The organism is Streptococcus sp. 517s (genome assembly GCF_054445985.1).
In genome coordinates this window covers 825,500-851,459 of sequence record NZ_CM136847.1, presented here as the reverse complement: position 1 = coordinate 851,459, position 25,960 = coordinate 825,500, and the positions used below count along the sequence as shown (strand labels likewise).

At 39.8% G+C, this 25,960-nt stretch carries 23 protein-coding genes, 1 tRNA gene and 1 pseudogene; 18 read left to right on the top strand and 7 right to left on the bottom strand.

Translation table 11 applies throughout. From position 1 onward, the window contains the following. Nucleotides 1–142 precede the first annotated feature (142 nt). Together smc and rnc are read right to left on the bottom strand one after the other, a co-directional pair. Nucleotides 143–3,682 (bottom strand): chromosome segregation protein SMC, encoded by a 3,540-nt coding sequence (gene smc / locus ACVX3R_RS04370; protein WP_458795586.1) that lies wholly within the window; start codon nt 3,680–3,682, stop codon nt 143–145. Continuing rightward, nucleotides 3,673–4,371 carry a ribonuclease III gene (gene rnc, locus ACVX3R_RS04365; protein WP_007522086.1) on the bottom strand — a complete coding sequence of 233 codons (699 nt, stop codon included), beginning with the start codon at nt 4,369–4,371 and terminating at the stop codon, nt 3,673–3,675. Before rnc ends, smc begins: the two co-directional genes overlap by 10 nt. 440 nt (nt 4,372–4,811) lie before the next feature. Here rnc and ACVX3R_RS04360 point away from each other — a divergent pair, with 440 nt between their 5' ends. The 14 genes and pseudogenes from ACVX3R_RS04360 to ACVX3R_RS04295 all read left to right on the top strand — a co-directional run bounded on the left by ACVX3R_RS04360 (nt 4,812) and on the right by ACVX3R_RS04295 (nt 18,807). Further along, nucleotides 4,812–5,126 (top strand): YdcP family protein, encoded by a 315-nt coding sequence (locus tag ACVX3R_RS04360; RefSeq protein ID WP_000420682.1) that lies wholly within the window; start codon nt 4,812–4,814, stop codon nt 5,124–5,126. A 15-nt stretch (nt 5,127–5,141) separates the two neighbouring features. Beyond that, nucleotides 5,142–5,528, top strand: coding sequence for a YdcP family protein (locus ACVX3R_RS04355; RefSeq protein ID WP_000985015.1), 387 nt, complete (start codon nt 5,142–5,144; stop codon nt 5,526–5,528). A gap of 28 nt (nt 5,529–5,556) precedes the next feature. Beyond that, nucleotides 5,557–6,942 (top strand): FtsK/SpoIIIE domain-containing protein, encoded by a 1,386-nt coding sequence (locus tag ACVX3R_RS04350; protein WP_000813488.1) that lies wholly within the window; start codon nt 5,557–5,559, stop codon nt 6,940–6,942. 177 nt (nt 6,943–7,119) lie between these two features. Beyond that, nucleotides 7,120–8,325 carry a MobT family relaxase gene (mobT, locus tag ACVX3R_RS04345; protein WP_000398284.1) on the top strand — a complete coding sequence of 402 codons (1,206 nt, stop codon included), beginning with the start codon at nt 7,120–7,122 and terminating at the stop codon, nt 8,323–8,325. 42 nt (nt 8,326–8,367) lie between these two features. Continuing rightward, nucleotides 8,368–8,589 carry a hypothetical protein gene (locus ACVX3R_RS04340; protein WP_001009056.1) on the top strand — a complete coding sequence of 74 codons (222 nt, stop codon included), beginning with the start codon at nt 8,368–8,370 and terminating at the stop codon, nt 8,587–8,589. A gap of 116 nt (nt 8,590–8,705) precedes the next feature. After that, nucleotides 8,706–9,203 carry an antirestriction protein ArdA gene (locus tag ACVX3R_RS04335; RefSeq protein WP_000342539.1) on the top strand — a complete coding sequence of 166 codons (498 nt, stop codon included), beginning with the start codon at nt 8,706–8,708 and terminating at the stop codon, nt 9,201–9,203. A gap of 88 nt (nt 9,204–9,291) precedes the next feature. Beyond that, entirely contained in the window at nt 9,292–9,684 is a 393-nt protein-coding gene (locus tag ACVX3R_RS04330) for a conjugal transfer protein (RefSeq protein ID WP_000723888.1), read from the top strand. Then, on the top strand, nt 9,668–12,115 hold the full coding sequence (tcpF, locus tag ACVX3R_RS04325) for a conjugal transfer ATPase TcpF (protein WP_000331160.1): 2,448 nt from the start codon (nt 9,668–9,670) through the stop codon (nt 12,113–12,115). Before ACVX3R_RS04330 ends, tcpF begins: the two co-directional genes overlap by 17 nt. A 2-nt stretch (nt 12,116–12,117) precedes the next feature. Further along, a complete protein-coding gene (locus ACVX3R_RS04320) occupies nt 12,118–14,295 on the top strand; it encodes a CD3337/EF1877 family mobilome membrane protein (protein ID WP_458795585.1) in 2,178 nt (725 codons plus the stop codon). After that, nucleotides 14,292–15,293 (top strand): bifunctional lytic transglycosylase/C40 family peptidase, encoded by a 1,002-nt coding sequence (locus ACVX3R_RS04315; protein WP_000769868.1) that lies wholly within the window; start codon nt 14,292–14,294, stop codon nt 15,291–15,293. The genes ACVX3R_RS04320 and ACVX3R_RS04315 overlap by 4 nt, the downstream gene beginning before the upstream one ends. Beyond that, the gene (locus tag ACVX3R_RS04310) at nt 15,290–16,225 is read left to right on the top strand and encodes a conjugal transfer protein (protein ID WP_001224320.1); all 936 of its coding nucleotides are present in this window, start codon (nt 15,290–15,292) and stop codon (nt 16,223–16,225) included. Before ACVX3R_RS04315 ends, ACVX3R_RS04310 begins: the two co-directional genes overlap by 4 nt. Before the next feature lie 313 nt (nt 16,226–16,538). Further along, nucleotides 16,539–16,586 (top strand): annotated as a pseudogene (locus ACVX3R_RS04305) (hypothetical protein); the annotation flags it as partial. 15 nt (nt 16,587–16,601) lie between these two features. Further along, entirely contained in the window at nt 16,602–18,521 is a 1,920-nt protein-coding gene (gene tet(M) / locus ACVX3R_RS04300; protein WP_000691736.1) for a tetracycline resistance ribosomal protection protein Tet(M), read from the top strand. 100 nt (nt 18,522–18,621) lie between these two features. Further along, on the top strand, nt 18,622–18,807 hold the full coding sequence (locus ACVX3R_RS04295) for a cysteine-rich KTR domain-containing protein (protein ID WP_011058338.1): 186 nt from the start codon (nt 18,622–18,624) through the stop codon (nt 18,805–18,807). Between the two features lie 59 nt (nt 18,808–18,866). On the opposite strand, the gene ACVX3R_RS04290 is transcribed toward ACVX3R_RS04295, so the two are convergent. Beyond that, the gene (locus tag ACVX3R_RS04290) at nt 18,867–19,220 is read right to left on the bottom strand and encodes a helix-turn-helix transcriptional regulator (RefSeq protein WP_001227347.1); all 354 of its coding nucleotides are present in this window, start codon (nt 19,218–19,220) and stop codon (nt 18,867–18,869) included. Nucleotides 19,221–19,724: 504 nt separating this feature from the next. Between ACVX3R_RS04290 and ACVX3R_RS04285 the strand changes: the two genes are divergently transcribed. The 4 genes from ACVX3R_RS04285 (at nt 19,725) to ACVX3R_RS04270 (ending at nt 22,337) form a co-directional block, all read left to right on the top strand. Further along, entirely contained in the window at nt 19,725–20,147 is a 423-nt protein-coding gene (locus ACVX3R_RS04285) for a sigma-70 family RNA polymerase sigma factor (RefSeq protein ID WP_000804885.1), read from the top strand. Next, the gene (locus ACVX3R_RS04280; protein ID WP_000857133.1) at nt 20,144–20,374 is read left to right on the top strand and encodes a helix-turn-helix domain-containing protein; all 231 of its coding nucleotides are present in this window, start codon (nt 20,144–20,146) and stop codon (nt 20,372–20,374) included. Before ACVX3R_RS04285 ends, ACVX3R_RS04280 begins: the two co-directional genes overlap by 4 nt. 460 nt (nt 20,375–20,834) lie before the next feature. After that, nucleotides 20,835–21,038: an excisionase gene (locus tag ACVX3R_RS04275; RefSeq protein WP_000814511.1), complete on the top strand. Its 204-nt coding sequence runs from the start codon at nt 20,835–20,837 to the stop codon at nt 21,036–21,038. 81 nt (nt 21,039–21,119) lie between these two features. Further along, nucleotides 21,120–22,337, top strand: a complete 1,218-nt coding sequence (locus ACVX3R_RS04270) for a tyrosine-type recombinase/integrase (RefSeq protein ID WP_001291561.1) — start codon at nt 21,120–21,122, stop codon at nt 22,335–22,337. A 258-nt stretch (nt 22,338–22,595) separates the two neighbouring features. Here the strand turns inward: ACVX3R_RS04270 and ACVX3R_RS04265 are convergent. From ACVX3R_RS04265 to ACVX3R_RS04250, 4 genes are all read right to left on the bottom strand, one after another. After that, nucleotides 22,596–22,667: transfer RNA gene (locus ACVX3R_RS04265), tRNA-Arg, on the bottom strand. Nucleotides 22,668–22,734: 67 nt separating this feature from the next. Next, nucleotides 22,735–23,721, bottom strand: a complete 987-nt coding sequence (locus ACVX3R_RS04260) for a GMP reductase (protein WP_007516839.1) — start codon at nt 23,719–23,721, stop codon at nt 22,735–22,737. A gap of 277 nt (nt 23,722–23,998) precedes the next feature. Then, nucleotides 23,999–24,697, bottom strand: coding sequence for a hypothetical protein (locus ACVX3R_RS04255; RefSeq protein ID WP_458795584.1), 699 nt, complete (start codon nt 24,695–24,697; stop codon nt 23,999–24,001). Between the two features lie 90 nt (nt 24,698–24,787). Beyond that, entirely contained in the window at nt 24,788–25,951 is a 1,164-nt protein-coding gene (locus ACVX3R_RS04250; RefSeq protein WP_458795583.1) for a TPM domain-containing protein, read from the bottom strand. Nucleotides 25,952–25,960: the final 9 nt, after the last annotated feature.

Below are 25,960 nucleotides of genomic sequence, written 5' to 3'. Positions count from 1 at the left end.
AAACTATTATATCATAGAGAAAGTCTTTTCGCTAAGAGGAAATCCCAAATGTCGTTTTTTGCGCCTGAACCGACCGTAAGAGAAAATTTAGCGCTTTAGTTTTAAAAAATAGCACCTCCTAAGAGATGCTATCGTTTAGTAACTAGTCTATTGTTTCTTCCAAATCTTTTAACTTAACCGAAACAATCTTAGACACACCTGATTCTTGCATGGTAACTCCATAGATAGAGTCCGCTGCCGCCATCGTCCCCTTACGGTGGGTTACGACGATAAACTGACTATCCTTGTCAAAGCGGTTGAGGTAATCCCCAAAACGTTTAACATTGGCTTCGTCCAGCGCCGCTTCTACCTCGTCCAAGATGACGAAAGGAATGGTCTTAACACGGATAATGGAGAAGAGCAGAGCCAGAGCAGATAGGGCTTTTTCCCCACCACTCATGAGGTTGAGAGATTGGATTTTCTTACCTGGAGGTTGAACAGAAATCTCCACACCAGCTGTTAAAAGATCGCCCTCAGTCAATATCAAGTCTGCTTGACCTCCGCCAAACATCTGTCTAAAGGTCACTTTAAAGGACTCACGAATAGCTTCGAAGGTTGATTTGAAGCGTTCCTTAACCTCATCATTCATCTCTGTGATGGTCTCAAGGAGTAGGTTTTTCGCAGACAGAATATCATCTCGTTGGCTATTGAGGAAATCCAGACGGTTGTGAACTTCTTCGTACTGGTCAATAGCATCCAAATTGACTGGACCCAGTGAGCGAATAGCCTTCTCAAGATCTTTAACCTCTTGCTCCGCCAGATTGAGATTTTCCAGTTCATGAGCCTTTTCTAGCGCCTCATTATAGCTAATCTGGTACTGGTCTGTTAATTGACCTTGTAGATGGCGCAAGCGTTCGCTGACCTTTTCCTTCTTGGCTTCAGCACGTGTTTGTTTACGAATCCACTCTTCATTCTGCTGGCGAGCCTGATCCAAATGGCTGGCAATATCATCCAGCTGACCTTCGATATCATCCAACTCAAACTGCTTGCGAATCAGACCTTGTTGAAGATTGGCTTTCTGAGTTTTGGCCTCTTCCACCTGCTGGCTTAGCAAATCCGTATCCACTTTCTCAAGATTATCAACCTTTTCTTGAAAGAGGCGCTGGATTTCCTCTTGTTCGATATCCAGATTATCCAGTTCCTTACCTAAGCGTCCAATATCAGTCACTTCGTACCGTTTTTGTCCTTGCAGTTCTGACTTAAGCAAGCGCGCTTGAGAAATCTGTTCCTGCAAGTTTTGATAACGTTCTTGAATAGCGTTTTTGTTAGACTTAATCTCTCCAATCTCAGCTTCCAGATTTTGCTTTTCACTGGCGATAGTAGCAAGTCTCTCTTGGCATTTTTCCTTGTCCGCTTGCCAATCTCCTTCAGAAAGGCGATTTAATTCCTCTTCTTGAAGTTTCCAAAGCATTTCCAGTTCTTCGACCTGCTGATTGGTTTGTTGATAAGCAAGGTACAAACCTTGCTCCTGAATACGAGCTTGCTCACCCTGAGACTTGATAGCTTCTAATCTTTCTGCCAATACCGCCATCTCGTCTTGCAAGGTCTTCAAACTCGCTTCTTCTGAACGCAGACTAGCTTCTTCTTTAGCAATTTCTTTTTGTAATTGCTCCAGTTCTGGCTTGATGAAGATACTGTTATTTTGACGATTGGCACCACCCGCATAGGAACCACCTGTACGCAATTCGGTACCATCAAGCGTCACCATGCGAACCTGATAGCGAACTTGACGAGCCGCTGTACGCGCATGTTCTACAGTATCAAAGATAGCCGTCGTAGCTAGCAAGTTCTTGAAAATGGCTTCTAGTCTCTTGTCAAACGACACCAACTCATCTGCCATGCCCAGAAATCCTAGACTTGCAGCGATAGCGTCTTGATTCTGACTAGATATTGTACGCGCCTTAATCGTTGTCAAAGGAAGGAAGGTCGCACGACCAGCTCTGTTACGTTTGAGGAAATCAATTGCCTTGGTTGCCGCGTTTTCATCTTCTACGATGATATGTTGACTGCTAGCTCCAAGCGCAATCTCCAAAGCAGTTTGATAATGCACATCAAAGATCAAATGTTCACTGACTGCACCAATGATCCCACCAAGACGGTCTTTTTCTTGGAGAACACTCTTAACACCCGCATAAAAATTACTATGATTTCTTAGAATGTTTTCTAAACTCTGGGCTCGAGCCTGCTTGTTTTTGAGACTATCCAGACGGTCAAAGAGTTGGCTCTGCTGGGCTTGGTAAGAAACTTTCTGTTCCTCTTGTTCCTTGGCATTAGCTTGGTAGTCTGCCAATAATTTCTGAACCTGCTCTTTGGCAGTTTCAAGCTCAGCCTGCTGTTGACTGGCCTTTTCTTTAGCTGTAGCCAGTTGTTCTTTCAATTTCTCAAGTTGATCTGCTTGTTTTTGAGAGAGTTGACTGCTGTTCTCCAGTTCATTCTCTATTCGTGTCAACTGGTTTGAGACATCCGCTTCTTCTTGTAAAAGTGCCACAAAACGTTCACGCAAGAGTTCAATCATCTGGTCAGGATCATCTGAAAATGCCAATAACTCCGCTTCTAGGCGATTGAGTTCCTTGTTATTTTCAGCTAGACTTTCCTCTAACTGTTCCAAGTTCGCTTCTTTTTCAGATTTTTCTTTACTCAGAGCCTTTCTCTTGTCTTCCAAAGTCGCCAAACGGGCTTGTGCTTCTTGTTGATTGAGGGCTACTTGCTCGGATTCCAGTTTTGAAAGGGCTAGTTTTCGCTCTAGGTCACTGATCAAACTAGTCAAATCCATCAAACTTCCTTGATCCTTGGCCATTTGAGCTTGGAGATCCTGGCGTTTCTTTTTAAGAGTTTGATTTTCCTCTTCTAACTCTTCACGCTTTTGGTAATAGCTAGTCAAGAGTTCCTGAACCTGCGTTAGCTCTTCTTCTGTCAGCTCTAGTTCAGCCTTGTTTTCCTTGATTTGGGCAACCAGTACATCCAAGTAAATTGCCTTGCGTTGACCATCCAAGTCGAGAAACTTGCGCGCATTCTCGGCTTGTTTTGCAAGGGGCTTGATTTGATTATCTAGCTCATAGATAATGTCCTCTAAGCGGTCAAGATTGTCTTGAGTTTGTTGCAGTTTGCTTTCTGTTTCTTTTCGACGAGTCTTGTATTTTAAAACTCCAGCAGCTTCTTCAAAAATAGCTCGACGCTCTTCAGGCTTGGAGTTAAAAATCTCCTCAACTTTCCCTTGAGAAATGATGGAGAAGGAATCCCGTCCCAAACCAGTATCCAAGAAAAGGTCATGTATATCACGCAAACGGACTTTCTTGCCGTCAATTCGATACTCGCTATCGCCACTACGATAGATATGACGTTCTACCTTAATGACTTGCCCTGCATCCTTGATAAAGCCATCTTCATTGTCCAAGGTCACGACAACAGAGGCATAATTGAGTGGTTTGCGGCTTTCAGTTCCAGCAAAGATAACGTCGGGCATCTTGCCACCACGGAGGCTTTTGACACTGGACTCTCCCAAGGCCCATCGCAAACTTTCTGTGATATTTGACTTCCCAGAACCATTGGGCCCAACGACAGCTGTCACACCTTGGTCAAAGACGACTTTGGTCTTATCAGCAAAGGACTTGAATCCCTGGATCTCAATTTCCTTTAAATACATGAATCCAGCCCTTTCTCCACTGCATTTTTCGCGGCTTCCTGCTCTGCTAATTTTTTGGAACGACCTTGACCTTTTCCGATACTCTTGCCCTCAACTAGAACTTCTACATCAAAAACCTTATCATGGGCAGGTCCCATCTCAGAAGTCACCTGGTAGCGAATGTCCACATCCCCATTGACCTGGAGCAACTCTTGCAGGTGTGTCTTGTAATCCTTAATCATTTCAAAGTCACCTGCTTCAACCTTGGGGATCATGACTTGATAGATAAACTCTTTTACCCTAGCAACATCCTTGTCTAAAAGCAACGCTCCCAAAAAGGCTTCAAAGGCATCTCCAAGAATGGTGTCACGATTACGCCCACCAGACTTTTCTTCCCCTTTCCCCAGCTTGATAAACTGATCAAACTGGCAATCACGCGCAAAACCAGCCAAACTCTCCTCACGGACAATCATGGCACGGAGTTTAGACAAATCTCCCTCTGGTTTCTTAGGATATTTTTTATACAGATATTCTGAAATCAATAATTGCAGAACAGCGTCTCCTAAAAATTCCAAGCGCTCATTGTGTGAAATTTTTAAGAGGCGGTGCTCATTGGCATAACTCGTATGAGTAAAGGCAGTTTCCAGTAAGTTTTTGTCTGCAAATTCGATTGCAAAACGCTTCTTTAGTACAGTTTGTAATTCTTTCATACCAACCTCTTTCTAACTGATAACAGTCTTTTTTATTATATCAAAAAAAGCCCTCCGAGTCACTTTAAAACGGGACTAGGGGGGATTTGAGCATTTTTTAAGCAAAAAATAGCATAAAAATCTAGTTATCCGCATAAAAACTGGACTTATCACACTTTATCAAGGTCAAAACCACTCAATTTACTACTAATTTACTACTTATGAATGAGCTTTGATACGACGATTTATCCTTGAAAAGTGAAGATATAAAGATACTTCCAATAAAATTTGAATATTTAATAGGTAGACACTTCAAAAAATGAGGTGTCTATTTTTTTACCCGATTTTGAAAGGAAGTGAACTTATGAAAACAAAAAATCAAGAATCAAAAGGTCGTTCCCCACTCTTTAAGACCATCAAACATTCATTCAGCCAATAAAAAAGAAAGGATAGGTAAAAATATGGAACTTAAATTTGTGATTCCCAACATGGAAAAAACATTCGGCAATTTAGAATTTGCTGGCGAGGATAAAGTCGTTCAGCGAAGAATCAACGGACGGCTAACTGTCTTATCAAGAAGCTATAATCTCTATTCTGATGTTCAAAGAGCAGATGATATTGTGGTGGTGCTTCCTGCTGAAGCTGGCGAAAAACATTTCGGCTTTGAGGAACGTGTGAAGTTAGTCAATCCACGTATTACCGCAGAGGGCTACAAAATCGGCACTCGTGGTTTTACAAATTACCTTTTACATGCTGACGACATGATAAAAGAATAAAGAAAGAGAGGAAAAATGATGAGATTAGCAAATGGCATTGTATTAGATAAAGACACGACTTTTGGAGAATTGAAATTCTCTGCTCTACGTCGTGAAGTGAGAATCCAAAATGAAGACGGGTCGGTTTCAGATGAAATCAAGGAACGTACCTATGACTTAAAATCCAAAGGACAAGGACGCATGATTCAAGTAAGTATTCCTGCCAGCGTGCCTTTGAAAGAGTTTGATTATAACGCACGGGTGGAACTTATCAATCCCATTGCGGACACCGTTGCTACTGCCACCTATCAAGGAGCAGATGTTGACTGGTATATCAAGGCAGACGATATTGTGCTGACAAAGGATTCTAGTTCATTCAAAGCTCAACCACAAGCAAAGAAAGAACCGACACAAGACAAATAGTCGCTAGGTAGAAAGGAGACTTTTTCGCATGAAACAGCGTGGTAAAAGGATTCGCCCATCTGGTAAAGATTTAGTCTTTCATTTTACGATAGCGTCACTCCTGCCTGTTTTCCTGCTGGTTGTCGGACTGTTTCATGTGAAGACAATCCAGCAGATCAACTGGCAGGATTTTAACCTATCACAAGCAGATAAGATTGACATTCCCTATTTAATTATCAGTTTCAGTGTCGCAATTCTTATCTGCTTGCTGGTAGCGTTTGTATTCAAACGGGTTCGCTATGATACGGTTAAACAACTTTACCACCGTCAAAAACTGGCAAAGATGATACTTGAAAACAAGTGGTATGAATCTGAACAGGTCAAAACAGAGGGTTTCTTTAAAGATAGTGCTGGTCGTACAAAGGAAAAGATAACCTACTTCCCTAAAATGTATTATCGACTTAAAAATGGCTTGATACAGATACGGGTGGAAATCACGCTGGGAAAATATCAAGACCAACTCTTACACTTGGAAAAGAAATTAGAGAGTGGCTTGTACTGTGAGCTGACGGATAAAGAGTTAAAGGATTCCTATGTGGAATATACTTTGCTCTATGACACCATAGCCAGTCGTATTTCTATTGATGAAGTAGAAGCTAAAGATGGTAAACTTCGCTTAATGAAAAACGTATGGTGGGAATATGATAAGCTCCCTCATATGTTGATTGCTGGTGGTACAGGTGGCGGTAAAACTTACTTTATACTGACACTGATTGAAGCCTTGCTTCATACAGATTCAAAACTGTATATTCTTGACCCGAAAAATGCTGACCTTGCGGACTTAGGTTCTGTGATGGCAAATGTCTACTATAGAAAAGAAGACTTGCTTTCTTGCATTGAAACATTCTATGAAGAAATGATGAAACGTAGTGAGGAAATGAAGCAGATGAAGAACTATAAGACTGGCAAAAATTATGCTTACTTAGGTCTCCCGGCACACTTCTTAATCTTTGATGAATACGTCGCTTTCATGGAAATGCTGGGAACAAAAGAAAACACCGCAGTTATGAATAAGCTGAAACAGATTGTCATGTTAGGTCGTCAAGCTGGCTTCTTTCTAATACTGGCTTGTCAACGTCCAGACGCAAAATATTTAGGCGACGGAATCCGTGATCAGTTTAATTTCAGAGTGGCTTTAGGTCGTATGTCTGAAATGGGCTATGGCATGATGTTTGGCAGTGACGTACAAAAGGATTTCTTCTTAAAGCGAATCAAAGGTCGTGGCTATGTTGATGTAGGAACAAGTGTCATATCAGAGTTTTATACTCCCCTTGTACCAAAAGGATATGATTTCTTGGAGGAAATTAAAAAGTTATCCAACAGCAGACAGTCCACGCAGGCGACGTGCGAAGCGGAAGTCGCAGGTGTGGACTGATCTTGCTGGCTGGTGTGGCAATAGCCACGCCAGCACTTAACCCCCCGTATCTAACAGGGGGGTACAAATCGACAGGAAACAGTCAAAAAAACATTAGAAAATCCTTTGGTTACAAGGGATTTACAAAATTTCAGCGTATGTCAAATGGGCTTTAAAAGTTGACATACGCCTTTTTGATTGGAGGGATTTTTACTGAATGAACAAACTTGGTTACAGCATTTAAAAGAAAAACGCTTGGCTTATGGACTATCTCAAAACCGTTTAGCTGTTGCGACTGGTATTACAAGGCAGTATCTAAGCGATATTGAAACAGGAAAAGTCAAGCCATCAGAGGATTTACAGCAGTCCCTTTGGGAAGCTCTGGAACGCTTCAATCCCGACGCTCCCCTTGAAATGCTGTTTGATTATGTAAGGATTCGCTTTCCGACAACAGACGTACAGCAGGTGGTCGAAAACATCTTACAACTGAAACTGTCCTATTTTCTTCATGAGGACTATGGTTTCTATTCTTATTCAGAGCATTATGCTTTAGGCGACATATTCGTCCTTTGCTCCCATGAACTGGACAAAGGAGTTCTGGTGGAATTGAAAGGTCGTGGGTGCAGACAATTTGAAAGCTATCTTCTGGCACAACAAAGAAGCTGGTATGAGTTCTTTATGGACGTTTTGGTGGCTGGCGGTGTGATGAAACGCCTTGACCTTGCCATTAACGATAAGACAGGGATTTTGAATATCCCTGTACTCACTGAAAAGTGCCAACAGGAAGAATGTATCTCCGTCTTCCGCAGTTTTAAAAGCTATCGCAGTGGCGAACTGGTACGCAAAGAGGAAAAGGAATGTATGGGAAACACCCTCTATATCGGTTCATTACAAAGTGAAGTTTATTTCTGTATCTATGAAAAGGACTACGAGCAGTACAAGAAAAATGATATTCCCATTGAAGACGCAGAAGTAAAAAACCGTTTTGAGATTCGATTGAAAAATGAGCGTGCCTATTATGCAGTCCGTGATTTACTCGTCTATGACAATCCAGAGCATACCGCCTTTAAAATTATCAATCGGTATATCCGTTTTGTAGATAAAGACGATTCCAAACCTCGTTCTGATTGGAAACTGAATGAAGAATGGGCTTGGTTTATTGGGAACAATCGTGAACGATTAAAACTAACCACAAAACCAGAGCCTTACTCCTTCCAAAGGACGCTGAACTGGCTATCTCATCAAGTTGCCCCGACCTTAAAGGTTGCGATTAAACTTGATGAAATCAACCAGACGCAGGTTGTAAAAGACATTCTCGACCATGCGAAACTGACAGACCGACACAAGCAGATTTTGAAGCAACAGTCAGTAAAAGAACAGGACGTGATAACAACAAAAAAATAACTCAAATACAAATTCATTGAATATAGAGAGGAGAACATTTTTATGAATTTTGGACAAAACCTTTATAACTGGTTTCTATCAAACGCTCAATCACTGGTGCTTTTAGCAATCGTTGTGATTGGCTTGTATCTTGGCTTCAAGCGTGAGTTTAGCAAACTGATTGGCTTTTTAATTATTGCGATTATTGCGGTTGGCTTAGTCTTCAACGCTGCTGGAGTAAAAGACATTTTACTAGAGCTATTCAATCGCATTATTGGTGCTTAAATAAAACCGTTCTTTTGTGGAATATAAGTGGTTTTCTTATGTTCCGCAAAGGAATGGTACACCAAACGAAGTGCGGTAGGGATTTTTGAATCTCTACAAAGAAAGGACGTGAATATATGGACGATATGCAAGTCTATATTGCGAATTTAGGCAAATACAATGAGGGCGAATTGGTCGGTGCGTGGTTTACCTTTCCCATTGACTTTGAGGAAGTCAAAGAGAAAATCGGCTTGAATGATGAATATGAGGAATACGCCATTCATGACTACGAGTTACCCTTTACGGTTGACGAATACACTTCCATTGGCGAACTCAATCGACTATGGGAAATGGTATCGGAATTACCCGAAGAATTACAATCGGAGCTATCTGCTCTGCTCACTCATTTTTCAAGCATTGAAGAACTAAGCGAACATCAAGAGGATATTATCATTCATTCCGATTGTGATGATATGTATGACGTGGCACGCTACTACATTGAAGAAACGGGTGCTTTAGGCGAAGTACCAGCTAGTCTTCAAAACTATATTGATTATCAAGCCTATGGTCGGGATTTAGACCTTTCAGGAACGTTTATCTCAACCAATCATGGGATTTTTGAAATCGTCTATTAAATCTGTCGGTACATTACTACTGGCAGATTTTCTATTTTACGGGGTGGCTCAATCAGCTACCCCTATTTTTTATGAAAGGATTGATTACATGAAGAAAATACGAAGCTATACCAGTATCTGGTCTGTGGAAAAGGTACTGTATTCTATCAATGATTTTAGACTTCCGTTTCCCATAACCTTTACGCAAATGACATGGTTTGTCGTGTCACTCTTTGCAGTGATGATACTTGGCAACTTGCCCCCTCTTTCCATGATAGAGGGAGCATTTCTCAAATACTTTGGGATTCCTGTGGCTTTCACATGGTTTATGTCTACAAAAACTTTTGATGGTAAAAAGCCTTATGGATTTTTGAAGTCTGTCATTGCTTATGCACTGCGACCAAAGCTGACCTATGCAGGAAAAAAAGTAACGCTTGGCAGAAACCAGCCACAAGAAGCCATTACAGCAGTTAGGAGTGAATTTTATGGCATATCCAATTAAATACATTGAAAACAATCTCGTCTGGAATAAAGACGGGGAATGTTATGCTTACTATGAGCTTGTTCCTTACAATTACTCATTTCTAAGTCCAGAACAGAAAATACAAGTGCATGATTCTTTCAGACAGCTTATCGCACAAAATCGTGATGGCAAAATTCATGCTTTACAAATCAGTACAGAATCCAGCATACGTTCTGCACAAGAGCGTTCCAAAAATGAAGTCACTGGCAAGCTCAAAGCGGTTGCCTATGACAAAATCGACCAACAGACAGACGCTTTAATATCCATGATTGGCGAAAATCAAGTGAACTACCGTTTCTTTATCGGCTTTAAGTTGCTTCTCAACGATCAGGAGTTTTCTATGAAAAGTCTTACCGTTGAAGCAAAAAATGCTTTGTCTGATTTTGTCTATGATGTGAACCATAAGCTGATGGGCGATTTTGTTAGTATGAGTAATGATGAAATCCTGCGTTTTCAGAAGATGGAAAAGCTCTTAGAAAATAAAATCTCTCGTCGTTTCAAAATCCGCAGGTTAGATAAGGACGACTTCGGCTATCTGATTGAACACCTTTACGGACAGACAGGCACTGCCTATGAAGAGTATGAGTACCATCTATCAAAGAAAAAGCTGGATAATGAAACGCTGATTAAATACTATGACTTGATTAAGCCTACTCGCTGTTTGGTGGAAGAAAAACAGCGATATTTGAAAATCCAGCAGGAAGATGAAACCGTCTATGTAGCTTACTTTACCATTAACAGCATTGTCGGAGAACTGGACTTCCCGTCCTCTGAAATCTTCTACTACCAGCAACAGCAATTTACATTCCCGATTGATACGTCAATGAATGTGGAAATTGTAGCGAATCGTAAAGCCCTATCTACTGTCCGCAATAAAAAGAAAGAACTGAAAGACTTGGATAACCACGCTTGGCAAAGTGATAATGAAACCAGCTCCAATGTGGCGGAAGCTCTGGAAAGTGTGAATGAGCTGGAAACCAATTTAGACCAAAGCAAGGAATCTATGTACAAGCTGTCTTATGTGGTAAGGGTATCAGCAAATGATCTTGACGAACTCAAACGTCGTTGTAATGAAGTGAAAGATTTTTATGACGATTTAAGCGTAAAACTGGTACGACCATTTGGGGATATGCTCGGCTTACATGAAGAATTTTTACCTGCCAGCAAGCGTTATATGAATGATTATATTCAATACGTGACCTCTGATTTCCTCGCTGGTTTAGGTTTTGGTGCTACTCAAATGCTGGGGGAAAATGAGGGGATTTATGTTGGCTACAGCTTAGATACTGGACGCAATGTCTATCTGAAACCTGCTCTTGCCAGTCAAGGGGTTAAGGGTTCAGTAACCAATGCGTTAGCGTCGGCTTTTGTTGGTTCGCTGGGTGGTGGTAAATCCTTTGCGAATAACCTTATCGTCTATTATGCGGTGCTTTATGGGGCACAAGCAGTGATTGTAGACCCAAAAGCAGAACGTGGCAGATGGAAAGAAACCTTGCCAGAGATTTCCCATGAAATCAATATCGTCACTCTGACTTCTGATGAGAAAAACAAAGGCTTACTTGACCCTTATGTGATTATGAAAAATCCCAAAGATTCTGAATCACTGGCTATTGATATTCTGACATTCCTTACGGGGATTTCCTCTCGTGATGGGGAACGCTTCCCAATCCTTAGAAAAGCCATTCGTGCAGTAACCAATAGTGAAGTACGAGGGTTGATGAAAGTGATTGAGGAATTACGGGTTGAGAATACGCCACTAAGTACCAGTATAGCCGACCATATCGAAAGTTTTACAGACTATGACTTTGCACATTTATTATTCAGTAATGGTTATGTGGAGCAGTCTATCAGCTTAGAAAAACAACTGAACATTATACAGGTTGCGGACTTGGTACTTCCCGACAAGGAAACTTCCTTTGAGGAATATACCACTATGGAGCTTTTATCCGTTGCTATGCTGATTGTCATTAGTACCTTTGCTTTAGACTTTATCCATACAGACCGAAGCATTTTCAAGATTGTAGATTTAGACGAAGCATGGAGCTTTTTACAGGTAGCACAAGGAAAAACACTATCTATGAAGCTGGTTCGGGCTGGTCGTGCTATGAACGCTGGGGTATATTTCGTGACCCAAAATACAGACGACCTCTTAGATGAAAAACTGAAAAATAACCTCGGCTTAAAATTTGCATTTCGTTCCACTGACCTTAACGAGATTAAAAAGACCTTAGCCTTTTTTGGTGTAGACCCAGAGGACGAAAACAATCAGAAGCGATTGCGTGATTTGGAAAACGGGCAATGCCTTATCAGTGATTTATATGGTCGTGTCGGTGTGATACAGTTCCACCCTGTATTTGAAGAACTGCTCCATGCCTTTGATACCAGACCACCTGTGCGAAAAGAGGTGTAAATGTGAAACCATCAATAGTAAACAGAATAAAATCAAACTGGACGCTGAAACGTCTAGGTAAAGTGGCAATGACAGTGGCTTTCACACTTGTGATTGCCATTTTTCTTTTAGCCATGCTGGGAACGGTGGTTCAAGCTGCGGGCTTGGTAGATGATACGGTCAATGTGGCAAATGAATACAGCCGATACCCACTTGAAAACTATCAACTGGATTTTTATGTGGATAATAGCTGGGGCTGGCTTCCGTGGAACTGGTCGGACGGGATTGGAAAACAGGTCATGTATGGACTATATGCCATTACCAATTTTATTTGGACAATCAGTTTGTATGTTTCCAATGCGACAGGTTACTTAGTACAGGAAGCCTATTCCTTAGACTTCATTTCCGCTACAGCAGATTCCATTGGTAAGAATATGCAGACCTTAGCTGGTGTGAGTGCAAACGGATTTTCAACAGAGGGTTTCTATGTTGGATTCCTCTTACTCTTGATTTTGGTTCTTGGGGTTTATGTTGCCTATACGGGACTGATAAAGAGAGAAACCACAAAGGCAATTCATGCCATTATGAATTTTGTGCTGGTGTTTATCCTATCGGCTTCCTTTATTGCCTACGCTCCCGACTACATTAAAAAAATCAATGACTTTTCATCAGACATCAGTAATGCCAGTTTATCACTTGGCACGAAGATTGTCATGCCCCATTCCGATAGTCAAGGCAAGGACAGCGTGGACTTAATCAGAGATAGCCTGTTTTCCATACAGGTTCAGCAACCGTGGCTACTGCTTCAATACAACAGTTCAGACATTGAAAGTATCGGTATTGACCGTGTGGAAAGCCTGCTCTCCACCAGCCCAGATTCCAACAATGGCGAAGACAGAGAAAAAATTGTTGCGGAAGAAATTGAAGACAGAAGCAATACCAATCTAACCATTACAAAGACCATTAACCGTTTAGGTACAGTCTTCTTCCTATTTGTCTTCAATATTGGGATTTCCATATTTGTATTCCTATTAACAGGAATCATGATTTTCTCGCAGGTACTTTTTATCATCTATGCTATGTTTCTGCCTGTGAGCTTTATTTTAAGCATGATTCCATCATTTGATGGTATGTCAAAACGAGCCATAACAAAGCGATTTAATACCATTTTGACACGAGCTGGAATCACATTGATTATTACGACAGCATTTAGTATTTCAACCATGCTCTATACCTTATCGGCTGGTTATCCGTTCTTTTTGATTGCTTTTCTACAGATTGTGACCTTTGCAGGAATCTACTTCAAGCTGGGCGATTTAATGAGTATGTTTTCTCTACAGAGTAACGATTCTCAAAGTGTGGGAAGTCGTGTGATGAGAAAACCTCGTATGCTTATGCACGCTCACATGCACCGTCTACAGCGGAAACTTGGACGTTCCATGACTACTCTAGGGGCTGGGTCTGCCATTGTTACAGGTAAAAAAGGACAGTCGGGTTCGGGGAGTTCTGCAAGGACACAAGCAGATCACTCCCGACCAGACGGAAAGGAAAAATCAACACTTGGAAAACGTATCGGTCAAACCATCGGTACAGTAGCTGATACCAAAGACAGAATGGTAGACACTGCTAGTGGTTTGAAAGAACAGGTTAAAGATTTGCCGACCAATGCAAGATATGCAGTATATCAAGGAAAATCCAAAGTAAAAGAGAATGTCCGTGATTTAACCAGTAGTATTTCTCAAACCAAAGCGGACAGAGCCAGTGGACGCAAGGAACAGCAGGAACAAAGGCGAAAAACCATTGCGAAGCGTCGCTCTGAAATGGAACAGGTCAAACAGAAAAAACAGCCTGCTTCTTCTGTTCATGAAAGACCGACTACAAGACAAGAACAATATCATGATGAACAGACCTCAAAACAGTCTAATATTCAGACTTCATATAAGGAATCTCAACAAGCCAAACAAGAGCGTCCAGCAGTTAAGTCCGATTTTTCAAGTCCAAAAGTGGAACGCCAAGGCAATACCGTTCAAGAAAAAACCGTTCAAAAGCCAGCAACTTCAACCACTACAGCAGATAGAACTTCACAACGTCCAATCACAAAAGAACGTCCGTCTACTGTTCAAAGAGTACCACTACAAAATACAAGAAGTAGACCACCAATCAAAACCGCCACCATTAAGAAAGTCGGTAAGAAACCATGAAGTTGAAAACTTTAGTGATTGGTGGTTCTGGATTATTCTTGATGGTCTTCTCACTGCTTCTGTTTGTTGCCATTTTATTTTCAGATGAACAGGACAGCGGAATTTCCAATATTCATTATGGAGGTGTGAATGTTTCCGCAGAAGTGCTGGCTCATAAGCCTATGGTAGAAAAATATGCCAAAGAATATGGCGTTGAAGAATATGTCAACATACTTCTTGCGATTATACAGGTGGAATCGGGCGGTACTGCGGAAGATGTTATGCAGTCCTCGGAATCCCTCGGTCTTCCACCTAATTCATTGAGTACAGAAGAATCCATTAAGCAAGGTGTGAAGTATTTCAGTGAATTATTAGCCAGTAGCGAAAGGCTCAGTGTAGATTTAGAATCGGTTATCCAGTCCTACAATTATGGTGGTGGTTTCTTAGGGTATGTGGCTAATCGTGGAAATAAATATACCTTTGAACTGGCTCAAAGTTTCTCAAAAGAGTATTCAGGTGGCGAAAAAGTGTCTTACCCCAATCCCATAGCCATACCTATCAATGGGGGCTGGCGATACAACTATGGCAATATGTTTTATGTGCAACTGGTAACGCAGTATCTTGTCACAACAGAGTTTGATGATGATACGGTACAAGCCATCATGGACGAAGCACTGAAATATGAGGGCTGGCGATACGTTTACGGTGGAGCTTCCCCGACTACTTCTTTTGATTGTAGCGGACTGACACAATGGACGTATGGAAAAGCTGGAATTAACTTACCACGAACCGCACAACAGCAATATGATGTGACCCAGCATATCCCACTATCGGAAGCACAAGCTGGCGATTTGGTTTTCTTTCATTCTACCTATAACGCTGGCTCTTATATTACTCATGTTGGGATATACCTTGGCAATAACCGTATGTTTCATGCAGGCGACCCAATCGGTTATGCCGACTTAACAAGCCCCTACTGGCAACAGCATTTAGTGGGAGCAGGACGAATCAAACAATGAGAAAGGAAGATTTAATGATGAAATTTAGAAAAAATCAGAATAAAGAAAAACAGATACCAAAGGAAAAGAAACCTCGTGTCTACTATAAGGTCAATCCTCATAAAAAGGTTGTGATTGCCTTGTGGGTACTTTTAGGGCTTAGTTTCAGCTTTGCGATATTCAAGCACTTTACAGCTATAGATACTCATACTATTCACGAAACAACTATCATAGAAAAGGAATACGTTGATACTCATCATGTAGAAAATTTTGTAGAGAACTTTGCGAAAGTCTACTATTCATGGGAGCAATCCGATAAGTCCATTGATAATCGAATGGAAAGTCTAAAAGGCTATCTGACAGATGAACTTCAAGCTCTCAATGTTGATACAGTACGCAAAGATATTCCTGTATCGTCTTCTGTAAGAGGATTTCAGATATGGACGGTAGAGCCAACTGGCGACAATGAGTTTAATGTAACCTACAGTGTAGACCAGCTCATTACAGAGGGAGAAAATACAAAGACCGTCCACTCTGCTTATATAGTGAGTGTCTATGTAGATGGTTCTGGAAATATGGTACTGGTTAAGAATCCGACCATTACCAACATACCTAAGAAATCAAGTTATAAACCAAAAGCCATTGAAAGTGAGGGGACGGTTGATTCCATTACAACCAATGAAATCAATGAGTTTTTAACGACGTTCTTCAAGCTCTATCCTACAGCGACAGCCAGTGAACTTTCCTACTATGTGAATGACGGGATATTAAAACCAATCGGAAAAGAGTACATCTTTCAAGAACTGGTAAATCCTATTCACAATCGTAAGGATAATCAAGTCACGGTATCGCTGACAGTGGAGTATATCGACCAGCAGACCAAAGCAACGCAGGTATCTCAATTTGATTTGGTACTTGAAAAGAACGGGAGTAATTGGAAGATTATAGAATAACAAATATTGGTACATTATTACAGCTATTTTGTAATCACGTACTCTCTTTGATAAAAAATTGGAGATTCCTTTACAAATATGCTCTTACGTGCTATTATTTAAGTATCTATTTAAAAGGAGTTAATAAATATGCGGCAAGGTATTCTTAAATAAACTGTCAATTTGATAGTGGGAACAAATAATTGGATGTCCTTTTTTAGGAGGGCTTAGTTTTTTGTACCCAGTTTAAGAATACCTTTATCATGTGATTCTAAAGTATCCAGAGAATATCTGTATGCTTTGTATACCTATGGTTATGCATAAAAATCCCAGTGATAAAAGTATTTATCACTGGGATTTTTATGCCCTTTTGGGTTTTTGAATGGAGGAAAATCACATGAAAATTATTAATATTGGAGTTTTAGCTCATGTTGATGCAGGAAAAACTACCTTAACAGAAAGCTTATTATATAACAGTGGAGCGATTACAGAATTAGGAAGCGTGGACAAAGGTACAACGAGGACGGATAATACGCTTTTAGAACGTCAGAGAGGAATTACAATTCAGACAGGAATAACCTCTTTTCAGTGGGAAAATACGAAGGTGAACATCATAGACACGCCAGGACATATGGATTTCTTAGCAGAAGTATATCGTTCATTATCAGTTTTAGATGGGGCAATTCTACTGATTTCTGCAAAAGATGGCGTACAAGCACAAACTCGTATATTATTTCATGCACTTAGGAAAATGGGGATTCCCACAATCTTTTTTATCAATAAGATTGACCAAAATGGAATTGATTTATCAACGGTTTATCAGGATATTAAAGAGAAACTTTCTGCCGAAATTGTAATCAAACAGAAGGTAGAACTGTATCCTAATATGTGTGTGACGAACTTTACCGAATCTGAACAATGGGATACGGTAATAGAGGGAAACGATGACCTTTTAGAGAAATATATGTCCGGTAAATCATTAGAAGCATTGGAACTCGAACAAGAGGAAAGCATAAGATTTCAGAATTGTTCTCTGTTCCCTCTTTATCATGGAAGTGCAAAAAGTAATATAGGGATTGATAACCTTATAGAAGTTATTACTAATAAATTTTATTCATCAACACATCGAGGTCCGTCTGAACTTTGCGGAAATGTTTTCAAAATTGAATATACAAAAAAAAGACAACGTCTTGCATATATACGCCTTTATAGTGGAGTACTACATTTACGAGATTCGGTTAGAGTATCAGAAAAAGAAAAAATAAAAGTTACAGAAATGTATACTTCAATAAATGGTGAATTATGTAAGATTGATAGAGCTTATTCTGGAGAAATTGTTATTTTGCAAAATGAGTTTTTGAAGTTAAATAGTGTTCTTGGAGATACAAAACTATTGCCACAGAGAAAAAAGATTGAAAATCCGCACCCTCTACTACAAACAACTGTTGAACCGAGTAAACCTGAACAGAGAGAAATGTTGCTTGATGCCCTTTTGGAAATCTCAGATAGTGATCCGCTTCTACGATATTACGTGGATTCTACGACACATGAAATTATACTTTCTTTCTTAGGGAAAGTACAAATGGAAGTGATTAGTGCACTGTTGCAAGAAAAGTATCATGTGGAGATAGAACTAAAAGAGCCTACAGTCATTTATATGGAGAGACCGTTAAAAAATGCAGAATATACCATTCACATCGAAGTGCCGCCAAATCCTTTCTGGGCTTCCATTGGTTTATCTGTATCACCGCTTCCGTTGGGAAGTGGAATGCAGTATGAGAGCTCGGTTTCTCTTGGATACTTAAATCAATCATTTCAAAATGCAGTTATGGAAGGGATACGCTATGGTTGCGAACAAGGATTATATGGTTGGAATGTGACGGACTGTAAAATCTGTTTTAAGTATGGCTTATACTATAGCCCTGTTAGTACCCCAGCAGATTTTCGGATGCTTGCTCCTATTGTATTGGAACAAGTCTTAAAAAAAGCTGGAACAGAATTGTTAGAGCCATATCTTAGTTTTAAAATTTATGCGCCACAGGAATATCTTTCACGAGCATACAACGATGCTCCTAAATATTGTGCGAACATCGTAGACACTCAATTGAAAAATAATGAGGTCATTCTTAGTGGAGAAATCCCTGCTCGGTGTATTCAAGAATATCGTAGTGATTTAACTTTCTTTACAAATGGACGTAGTGTTTGTTTAACAGAGTTAAAAGGGTACCATGTTACTACCGGTGAACCTGTTTGCCAGCCCCGTCGTCCAAATAGTCGGATAGATAAAGTACGATATATGTTCAATAAAATAACTTAGTGTATTTTATGTTGTTATATAAATATGGTTTCTTGTTAAATAAGATGAAATATTTTTTAATAAAGATTTGAATTAAAGTGTAAAGGAGGAGATAGTTATTATAAACTACAAGTGGATATTGTGTCCTGTATGTGGAAATAAAACACGATTAAAGATAAGGGAAGATACTGAATTAAAAAAATTCCCCCTCTATTGTCCGAAATGCAGACAAGAAAATTTAATTGAAATAAAGCAGTTCAAAGTAACTGTGATTACAGAGCCAGACGCAAAGACGCAGAGCCGATAAAATGAGATTAATACAATCTCATTTTATCGGCTCTTTCCGTTATGTATGGATTCTTTTAATTAGTCTTCGATGTTTCTTGCTTCGTTGATACCGCTGGCTAAAGATTCCATTAAGGATAGTTCTTTGTCTGTAAAGCTATCCATGTATTTCTCTATCTGTAATCGTCGGGTGCTTTTTACCAAGTTATTAGCAGGTAAGAAAAATTCATCAACGGAAACATGAAGTAACGATACAAGGTCATAAAGAACTTGTATGCTGGGGTGTTGCCCTTTATTTTCAATATTAGTTAAGTACCGTGGGTCAATTTCAATCAATGCTCCCACTTGTTCACGAGTTAAACCTCGTTTCAATCGAGCTTCTTTAATGGCTAAACCAAAGGCTCTAAAATCATATTTATCTTCTTTTTTACGCATAGTAGACCACCTCTATACATTTTATTGTTCCTACTGAATTAAAAACAGGTATAGAAAAACGTGTTATATGGTTTATAGGTTTATATTTAATAAAAAGCACTACTAAACGCCAATAAAAAAAACCGTTATATGGTAGTGCTATTTACGCTGTTAAAATATTGTATATTACTTCCAAATGGCGGTTTGTTGGAGGTCAACGTCGCCATGAAGTACATCATATACAATAAATTTCCTTACATTGGGTTCTTGTCAAAAAAAGTCGTCTATCTGCAATAGATAAGTACGTCCACCAATGTGGTTTTATAAATCATATAGATAGAATAACAGAAGCATGTAAACAGAGAAATAAATCTGTTTATATGCTTTTTTGGCTATTCAGAACTTTTTTACAAAGTTTATTTATCAGTAATGCAACAAATCCCCCTTTCACATTGGGACTAAGAGTGAAAGGAGATAAACGAGCAAGGCTCACTTCCTTTCCTAGACAGAAAGGGGGTGAGAAACATGAAACCATCTTCTTTTCAGACCACAATAGAAAATCAGTTTGACTATATCTGTAAACGTGCTATGGAAGACGAGCGAAAGAATTATATGCTTTATCTTTCAAGGATTGCAAAGCGTGAGGTGTCCTTTTCGGATGTTGGCGATTATCTTGTTAGCCAGTTTGCGACAACAGATAACTATTCAACTGACTTTCAGATTTTTACACTCAATGGGTTATCAGTAGGCGTTGAAAATGATTTGTTGAGTGAAGCATTACGTGAGTTGCCAGACAAGAAACGTGAAATTCTACTGCTGTTTTACTTTATGGACATGAGCGATTCAGAAATTGCAGACCTGTTGAAATTGAACCGTTCTACTGTCTATCGGCATAGAACCAGTGGACTAGCCTTAATTAAAAAGTTTATGGAGGAATTTGAAGAATGAAAACACAATATCCTATGATTCCCTTTCCTCTCATTGTAAAGGCAACAGATGGCGATACCGAAGCGATTAACCAGATTCTACATCATTACAGAGGGTACATAACGAAGCGTTCCCTACGACTTATGAAAGATGAATATGGCAATCAAAGTATGGTCGTTGATGAAGTCTTACGTGGAAGAATGGAAACCAGACTGATTACAAAGATTTTGTCATTTGAAATTAAGTAATATCCTCTCTCCTTTCGTGGAAGCGTGCTAAACCATTCCACGCTTCCCGAACAGGGAGGTTTGTTATTCCACCAAAGCATATTGAGCTTTCAATGTGTTTTGATAGGCTAACGAGCCATTGTTCTTTGAAAACTGAATAAAAGTAATCGAATACGTTTCGATAAGAAAAGAGCCAACGGAACTAACCGCCATGACCTATCTTATAAAGATAGCGAGCGATTCATGTTAGTGATCCGAGAAGCAATCTTTAGCAGGATTGCCTGCAACGACATTCTTATCGTGATAATGATACTCCCATACAGTCAATAGTCCGAGCGTGATAAAACCGTCGCAGGCAATGAGTATGGCTACATGAGAACCATGCAGGGGTGGAACTCCCGTGAGCTTTGCTAAAGCTGTTCGATTGCTGGTAAAACAACTTTTATGAAATCCAAATAAGTGATTTGGAAAGGAGGATTTTATGAAGCAGACTGACATTCCTATTTGGGAACGTTATACCCTAACCATTGAAGAAGCGTCAAAATATTTTCGTATTGGCGAAAACAAGCTACGACGCTTGGCAGAGGAAAATAAAAATGCAAATTGGCTGATTATGAATGGCAATCGTATTCAGATTAAACGAAAACAATTTGAAAAAATTATAGATACATTGGACGCAATCTAGCGTCGCCAAAGGGTCTTGTATATGATAAAATAGTATTAAGTCGTATCAAGGCTCTTTCCATAAAGGAAAGGAGCAAATGCCATGTCAGAAAAAAGACGTGACAATAAAGGTCGAATCTTAAAGACTGGAGAGAGCCAACGAAAAGACGGAAGATACTTATACAAATATATAGATTCATTTGGAGAACCGCAATTTGTTTACTCGTGGAAACTTGTGGCTACAGACCGAGTACCAGCAGGAAAGCGTGATTGTATCTCACTTAGAGAGAAAATCGCAGAGTTACAGAAAGACATTCATGATGGTATTGATGTTGTAGGAAAGAAAATGACACTCTGCCAGCTTTACGCAAAACAGAACGCTCAAAGACCAAAGGTTAGAAAAAACACTGAAACTGGACGCAAATATCTTATGGATATTTTGAAGAAAGACAAGTTAGGTGTAAGAAGTATTGACAGTATTAAGCCATCAGACGCTAAAGAATGGGCTATTAGAATGAGTGAAAATGGTTATGCTTATCAAACCATCAATAACTACAAACGTTCTTTAAAGGCTTCATTCTATATTGCTATACAAGATGATTGTGTTCGGAAGAATCCATTTGACTTTCAACTGAAAGCAGTTCTTGATGATGATACTGTCCCTAAGACCGTACTAACAGAAGAACAGGAAGAAAAACTGTTAGCCTTTGCAAAAGCTGATAAAACCTACAGCAAAAATTATGATGAAATTCTGATACTCTTAAAAACAGGTCTTCGTATTTCAGAGTTTGGTGGTTTGACACTTCCAGATTTAGATTTTGAGAATCGTCTTGTCAATATAGACCATCAGCTATTGAGAGATACTGAAATTGGGTACTACATTGAAACACCAAAGACCAAAAGTGGCGAACGTCAAGTTCCTATGGTTGAAGAAGCCTATCAAGCATTTAAGCGAGTGTTAGCGAATCGAAAGAATGATAAGCGTGTTGAGATTGATGGATATAGTGATTTCCTCTTTCTTAATAGAAAGAACTATCCAAAAGTGGCAAGTGATTACAACGGCATGATGAAAGGTCTTGTTAAGAAATACAATAAGTATAACGAGGATAAATTGCCACACATCACTCCACATAGTTTGCGACATACATTCTGTACCAACTATGCAAATGCAGGAATGAATCCAAAGGCATTACAGTACATTATGGGACATGCTAATATAGCCATGACGCTGAACTATTACGCACATGCAACATTCGATTCTGCAATGGCAGAAATGAAACGCTTGAATAAAGAGAAGCAACAGGAGCGTCTTGTTGCTTAGTAGTACAAATGAATTTACTACTTATTTACCACTTCTGACAGCTAAGACATGAGGAAATATGCAAAGAAACGTGAAGTATCTTCCTACAGTAAAAATACTCGAAAGCACATAGAATAAGGCTTTACGAGCATTTAAGAAAATATAAAAAGATAATTAGAAATTTATACTTTGTTTAGAATAAAATTTTCAATTTTAGGGACAAATTTGGGGCGAGATAAAGAAAAAAGCCCTATTTAAGGCTTTCTTAGACTGTTTACATCCACCCTGAGGGAATCGAACCCCCATCTCAAGAACCGGAATCTTACGTGATATCCATTACACTAAGGGTGGAAACTTGCTTTATTATAACAGAAATTTGCTCTAATAACAAGTTTTTTATGGGTAGACTAACCATCCATTAGTGGGAAGCATCCCCGTTCCAGATAGAGTTTTTCACGATAACATAATCAACGTGTTTAAGGTCAGCAAGCCTGCGTCCACCTGCGTAGGAAATAGCACTTTGCAAGTCCTGCTCCATCTCAGTAAGGGTGTCTTGCAGATGCCCTTTGGCAGGAAGCAAGATGCGTTTACCTTCCACGTTTTTATATGCTCCCTTTTGGTATTGAGAAGCTGAACCATAATATTCTTTGAACTGTTCCCCATCAACTTCGATTGTCTTTCCTGGACTTTCGATGTGTCCTGCAAAAAGTGAACCAATCATGACCATACTAGCACCGAAACGGATAGACTTGGCAATATCACCATGAGTACGAATCCCACCATCAGCGATGATCGGTTTACGCGCAGCCTTGGCACACCAACGTAGGGCAGCCAACTGCCAACCACCTGTACCAAAACCAGTCTTTACCTTTGTGATACAAACCTTACCAGGACCTATTCCAACCTTAGTAGCATCCGCACCGGCATTTTCCAATTCACGCACAGCTTCTGGTGTCCCAACGTTACCAGCAATGACAAAAGTATCCGGCAATTCTTTCTTGATGTGTTGAATCATAGAAATCACGCTATCCGCATGACCGTGAGCGATGTCAATCGTGATGTACTCAGGAGCATCAGCCTTGAGCTGGCTAACGAAATCATACTCGTAATCCTTAACACCAACAGAAATGGAAGCAATGAGCCCTTGATCGTGCATACGTTTGATAAAAGGAATGCGCCCAGCCTCGTCAAAACGGTGCATAATGTAAAAGTAACCGCCTTTAGCAAGTTGCTCTGCTACGTTCTCATCTAAAATCGTCTGCATATTTGCTGGCACAACAGGTAGTTTAAAAGTGTGTTTTCCAAACGTAATACTTGTATCTGCTTCTGAACGGCTTTTAATGACACATTTATTTGGGATCAACTGAATATCTTCGTAATCAAAAATTGGAAATTCATTTAACATATCGACGTCTCGTTTCTTTTGTAATGACCTACCTATGCTTACGCATCCCTACGCCTTTTCCGACGTTTCCTTGATTAATTCTACACCAAAGTACAGATTTTGTCAATTTTTAAAATAAACATTCTATAAACGTTCGTTTTTTATCGCAATCAAAATCTTCTGAAAATCACTAAAAATTATTAGATTCGTAAATTATAGCTGATAACTACCTTAGCCAATCCAAAAGTGCGATGACAGTTCCATACCATCACCGCACTGATTTAGCCCATTTATTATTCTAATCTCCTTTAGATGATTTCATTGTAAAGGTATAATACTTGTCTCCGCTATAAGTTATTTTAAAGACCCCATCTTTTTGTTCACTGTATAGACTCGCATTTACAGTAACCTTACCTTCAAATATAATGGTACCCGTCACATAACTCCATTTAGGAGTGGCAATTACTTCTCCTTTATAGGTGATTGTAGAAGTATGATCTGCTTTTAAAGTTGCCTTCAAGGAATCTGGTGCTATTTCTCCAGATGCGTCTGCATCCATTACATCCGCTACAGACGCGCCTATCCAGTCTCCTAAGAGGGCTTTCTCTTCTTCTGGCAAGAAGTTCTCAGGTTTCGCTGCATCTGTTCCTTCTTTTGCAAGTTTCACATCCATTGAAGTTCCGACAAGCTCTTTCAAGATGCTTTCAAATGTAATCGTATCCTTACCAAGCTTGCCAACCATATCAGTATTTTCAATAGTAAGAGTTAATGTGTTATCATCATTTTTCCATTTACCTTCTGCAGTTGTTCCTTCTACGTTTAGTTTTGCCTTGCCTCCACTCATCAATTCGAGTTTGAAGCCAGCCATATCATCACCAGAGAGCGTTACTCCCATGGCCGTTCCACTAACAGCTACGTATTTTCCCACTAAGGCATCGTCCGCTCTTCCACCTGATTTTCCACAAGCTCCAAGCGTGATAAGTAACAGAAGTGCCAATATCAAGCTAAATAATTTTTTTCATTTTGAAACCTTCCCTTTCTCCTAAAATAGATTTGAAAGTCTATCTCATTCACTCGTCTATTCTAATCAAAACTTGCCTCCTGCACCACCGTGAGTTCTTCCTGATGAAGATGTATGAGTACTGCTACCTCCAGAAGAAGATTTACTCTCTTTGGGACGAGCCACCTTATCAATCGTTTTATATAGAAACTTTTCTTCTGCTTGAGTGACAGTGAGACTATTTTCTACAATATAATTTGTCGCTGCCACATCTGGATCCACACTTTTGAGTTGACCAGCCATACTTGAAACAACTACAAAGGCTGTGACAAGACCTACACCTAGAGATAGGGGCACCCATATCCAACTTAGCGGTTCCTTAGGAAGATTCCCTTTGTCATAAGGTTTATCTGTCTTAGCCTGCGTTAAGAACTTATCGCTCAGTTCTACAAAACTGCTAAATGCTTGCTCATATTCTCCGTTGCTTAGTTTTGGAACGAACCGATCAAACATATATTCTAAACCTGCATCGGTAAATGCTCGAATCGCATAACCTGTTGTGGTGATATGCCAATCCCGTTCCTTCATACTTAACAACAACAATAAACCACTATGGTCCTCACCCTGACCATAACCATTATAGTCAAAATAATCATCTGCAAAGGCTTCTGGTGTCTTCCCTCCCAGATCCTTGACAGTCACAATAACAAGGTCACATTTCTGCCGCTCACTAATCTCATCAAGTTTACTTAATAAATCTTTTTCTTCTGCATCACTCAGTAAATCCGCTTCATCCACGAGACGCTTCAGGGGTCCAAACTTAGCAGCAATAGCAGTCAAACTACGGTGGGCACTGTCATACCAACTACTATTGCTATGATAAACTCCTTTGATAAAGGTATCCCAAAAATCTCCCAGAAGCTCTTTTGCTTTTCCCTTGTAGCAGATAGTTCTATAATCTTTAGACTTCCCTATTATCAGAAGAATAGCATCTTCCTTCCCTTTCTTGAAGAAATCCGTTGTATATTGAGTTACATCATCATAAGAGTCAGCAATGAGCAGATAAGATTTGAACTGATGCTCTTTGTAAATAGCTTGTGCTTCTTCTTCTAGTTTGCTTTTCTCATTGGATGATAGGAGGCCGGCCTCATCATAAATTAAAGTTTGACTTGACATGTCAGCTGACACAATCCCAATCAAGGTAAAAGCGAGAAAAACCGCAAGAAGGAATGACAGTAGTTTTTTCATCATATCTTCCTC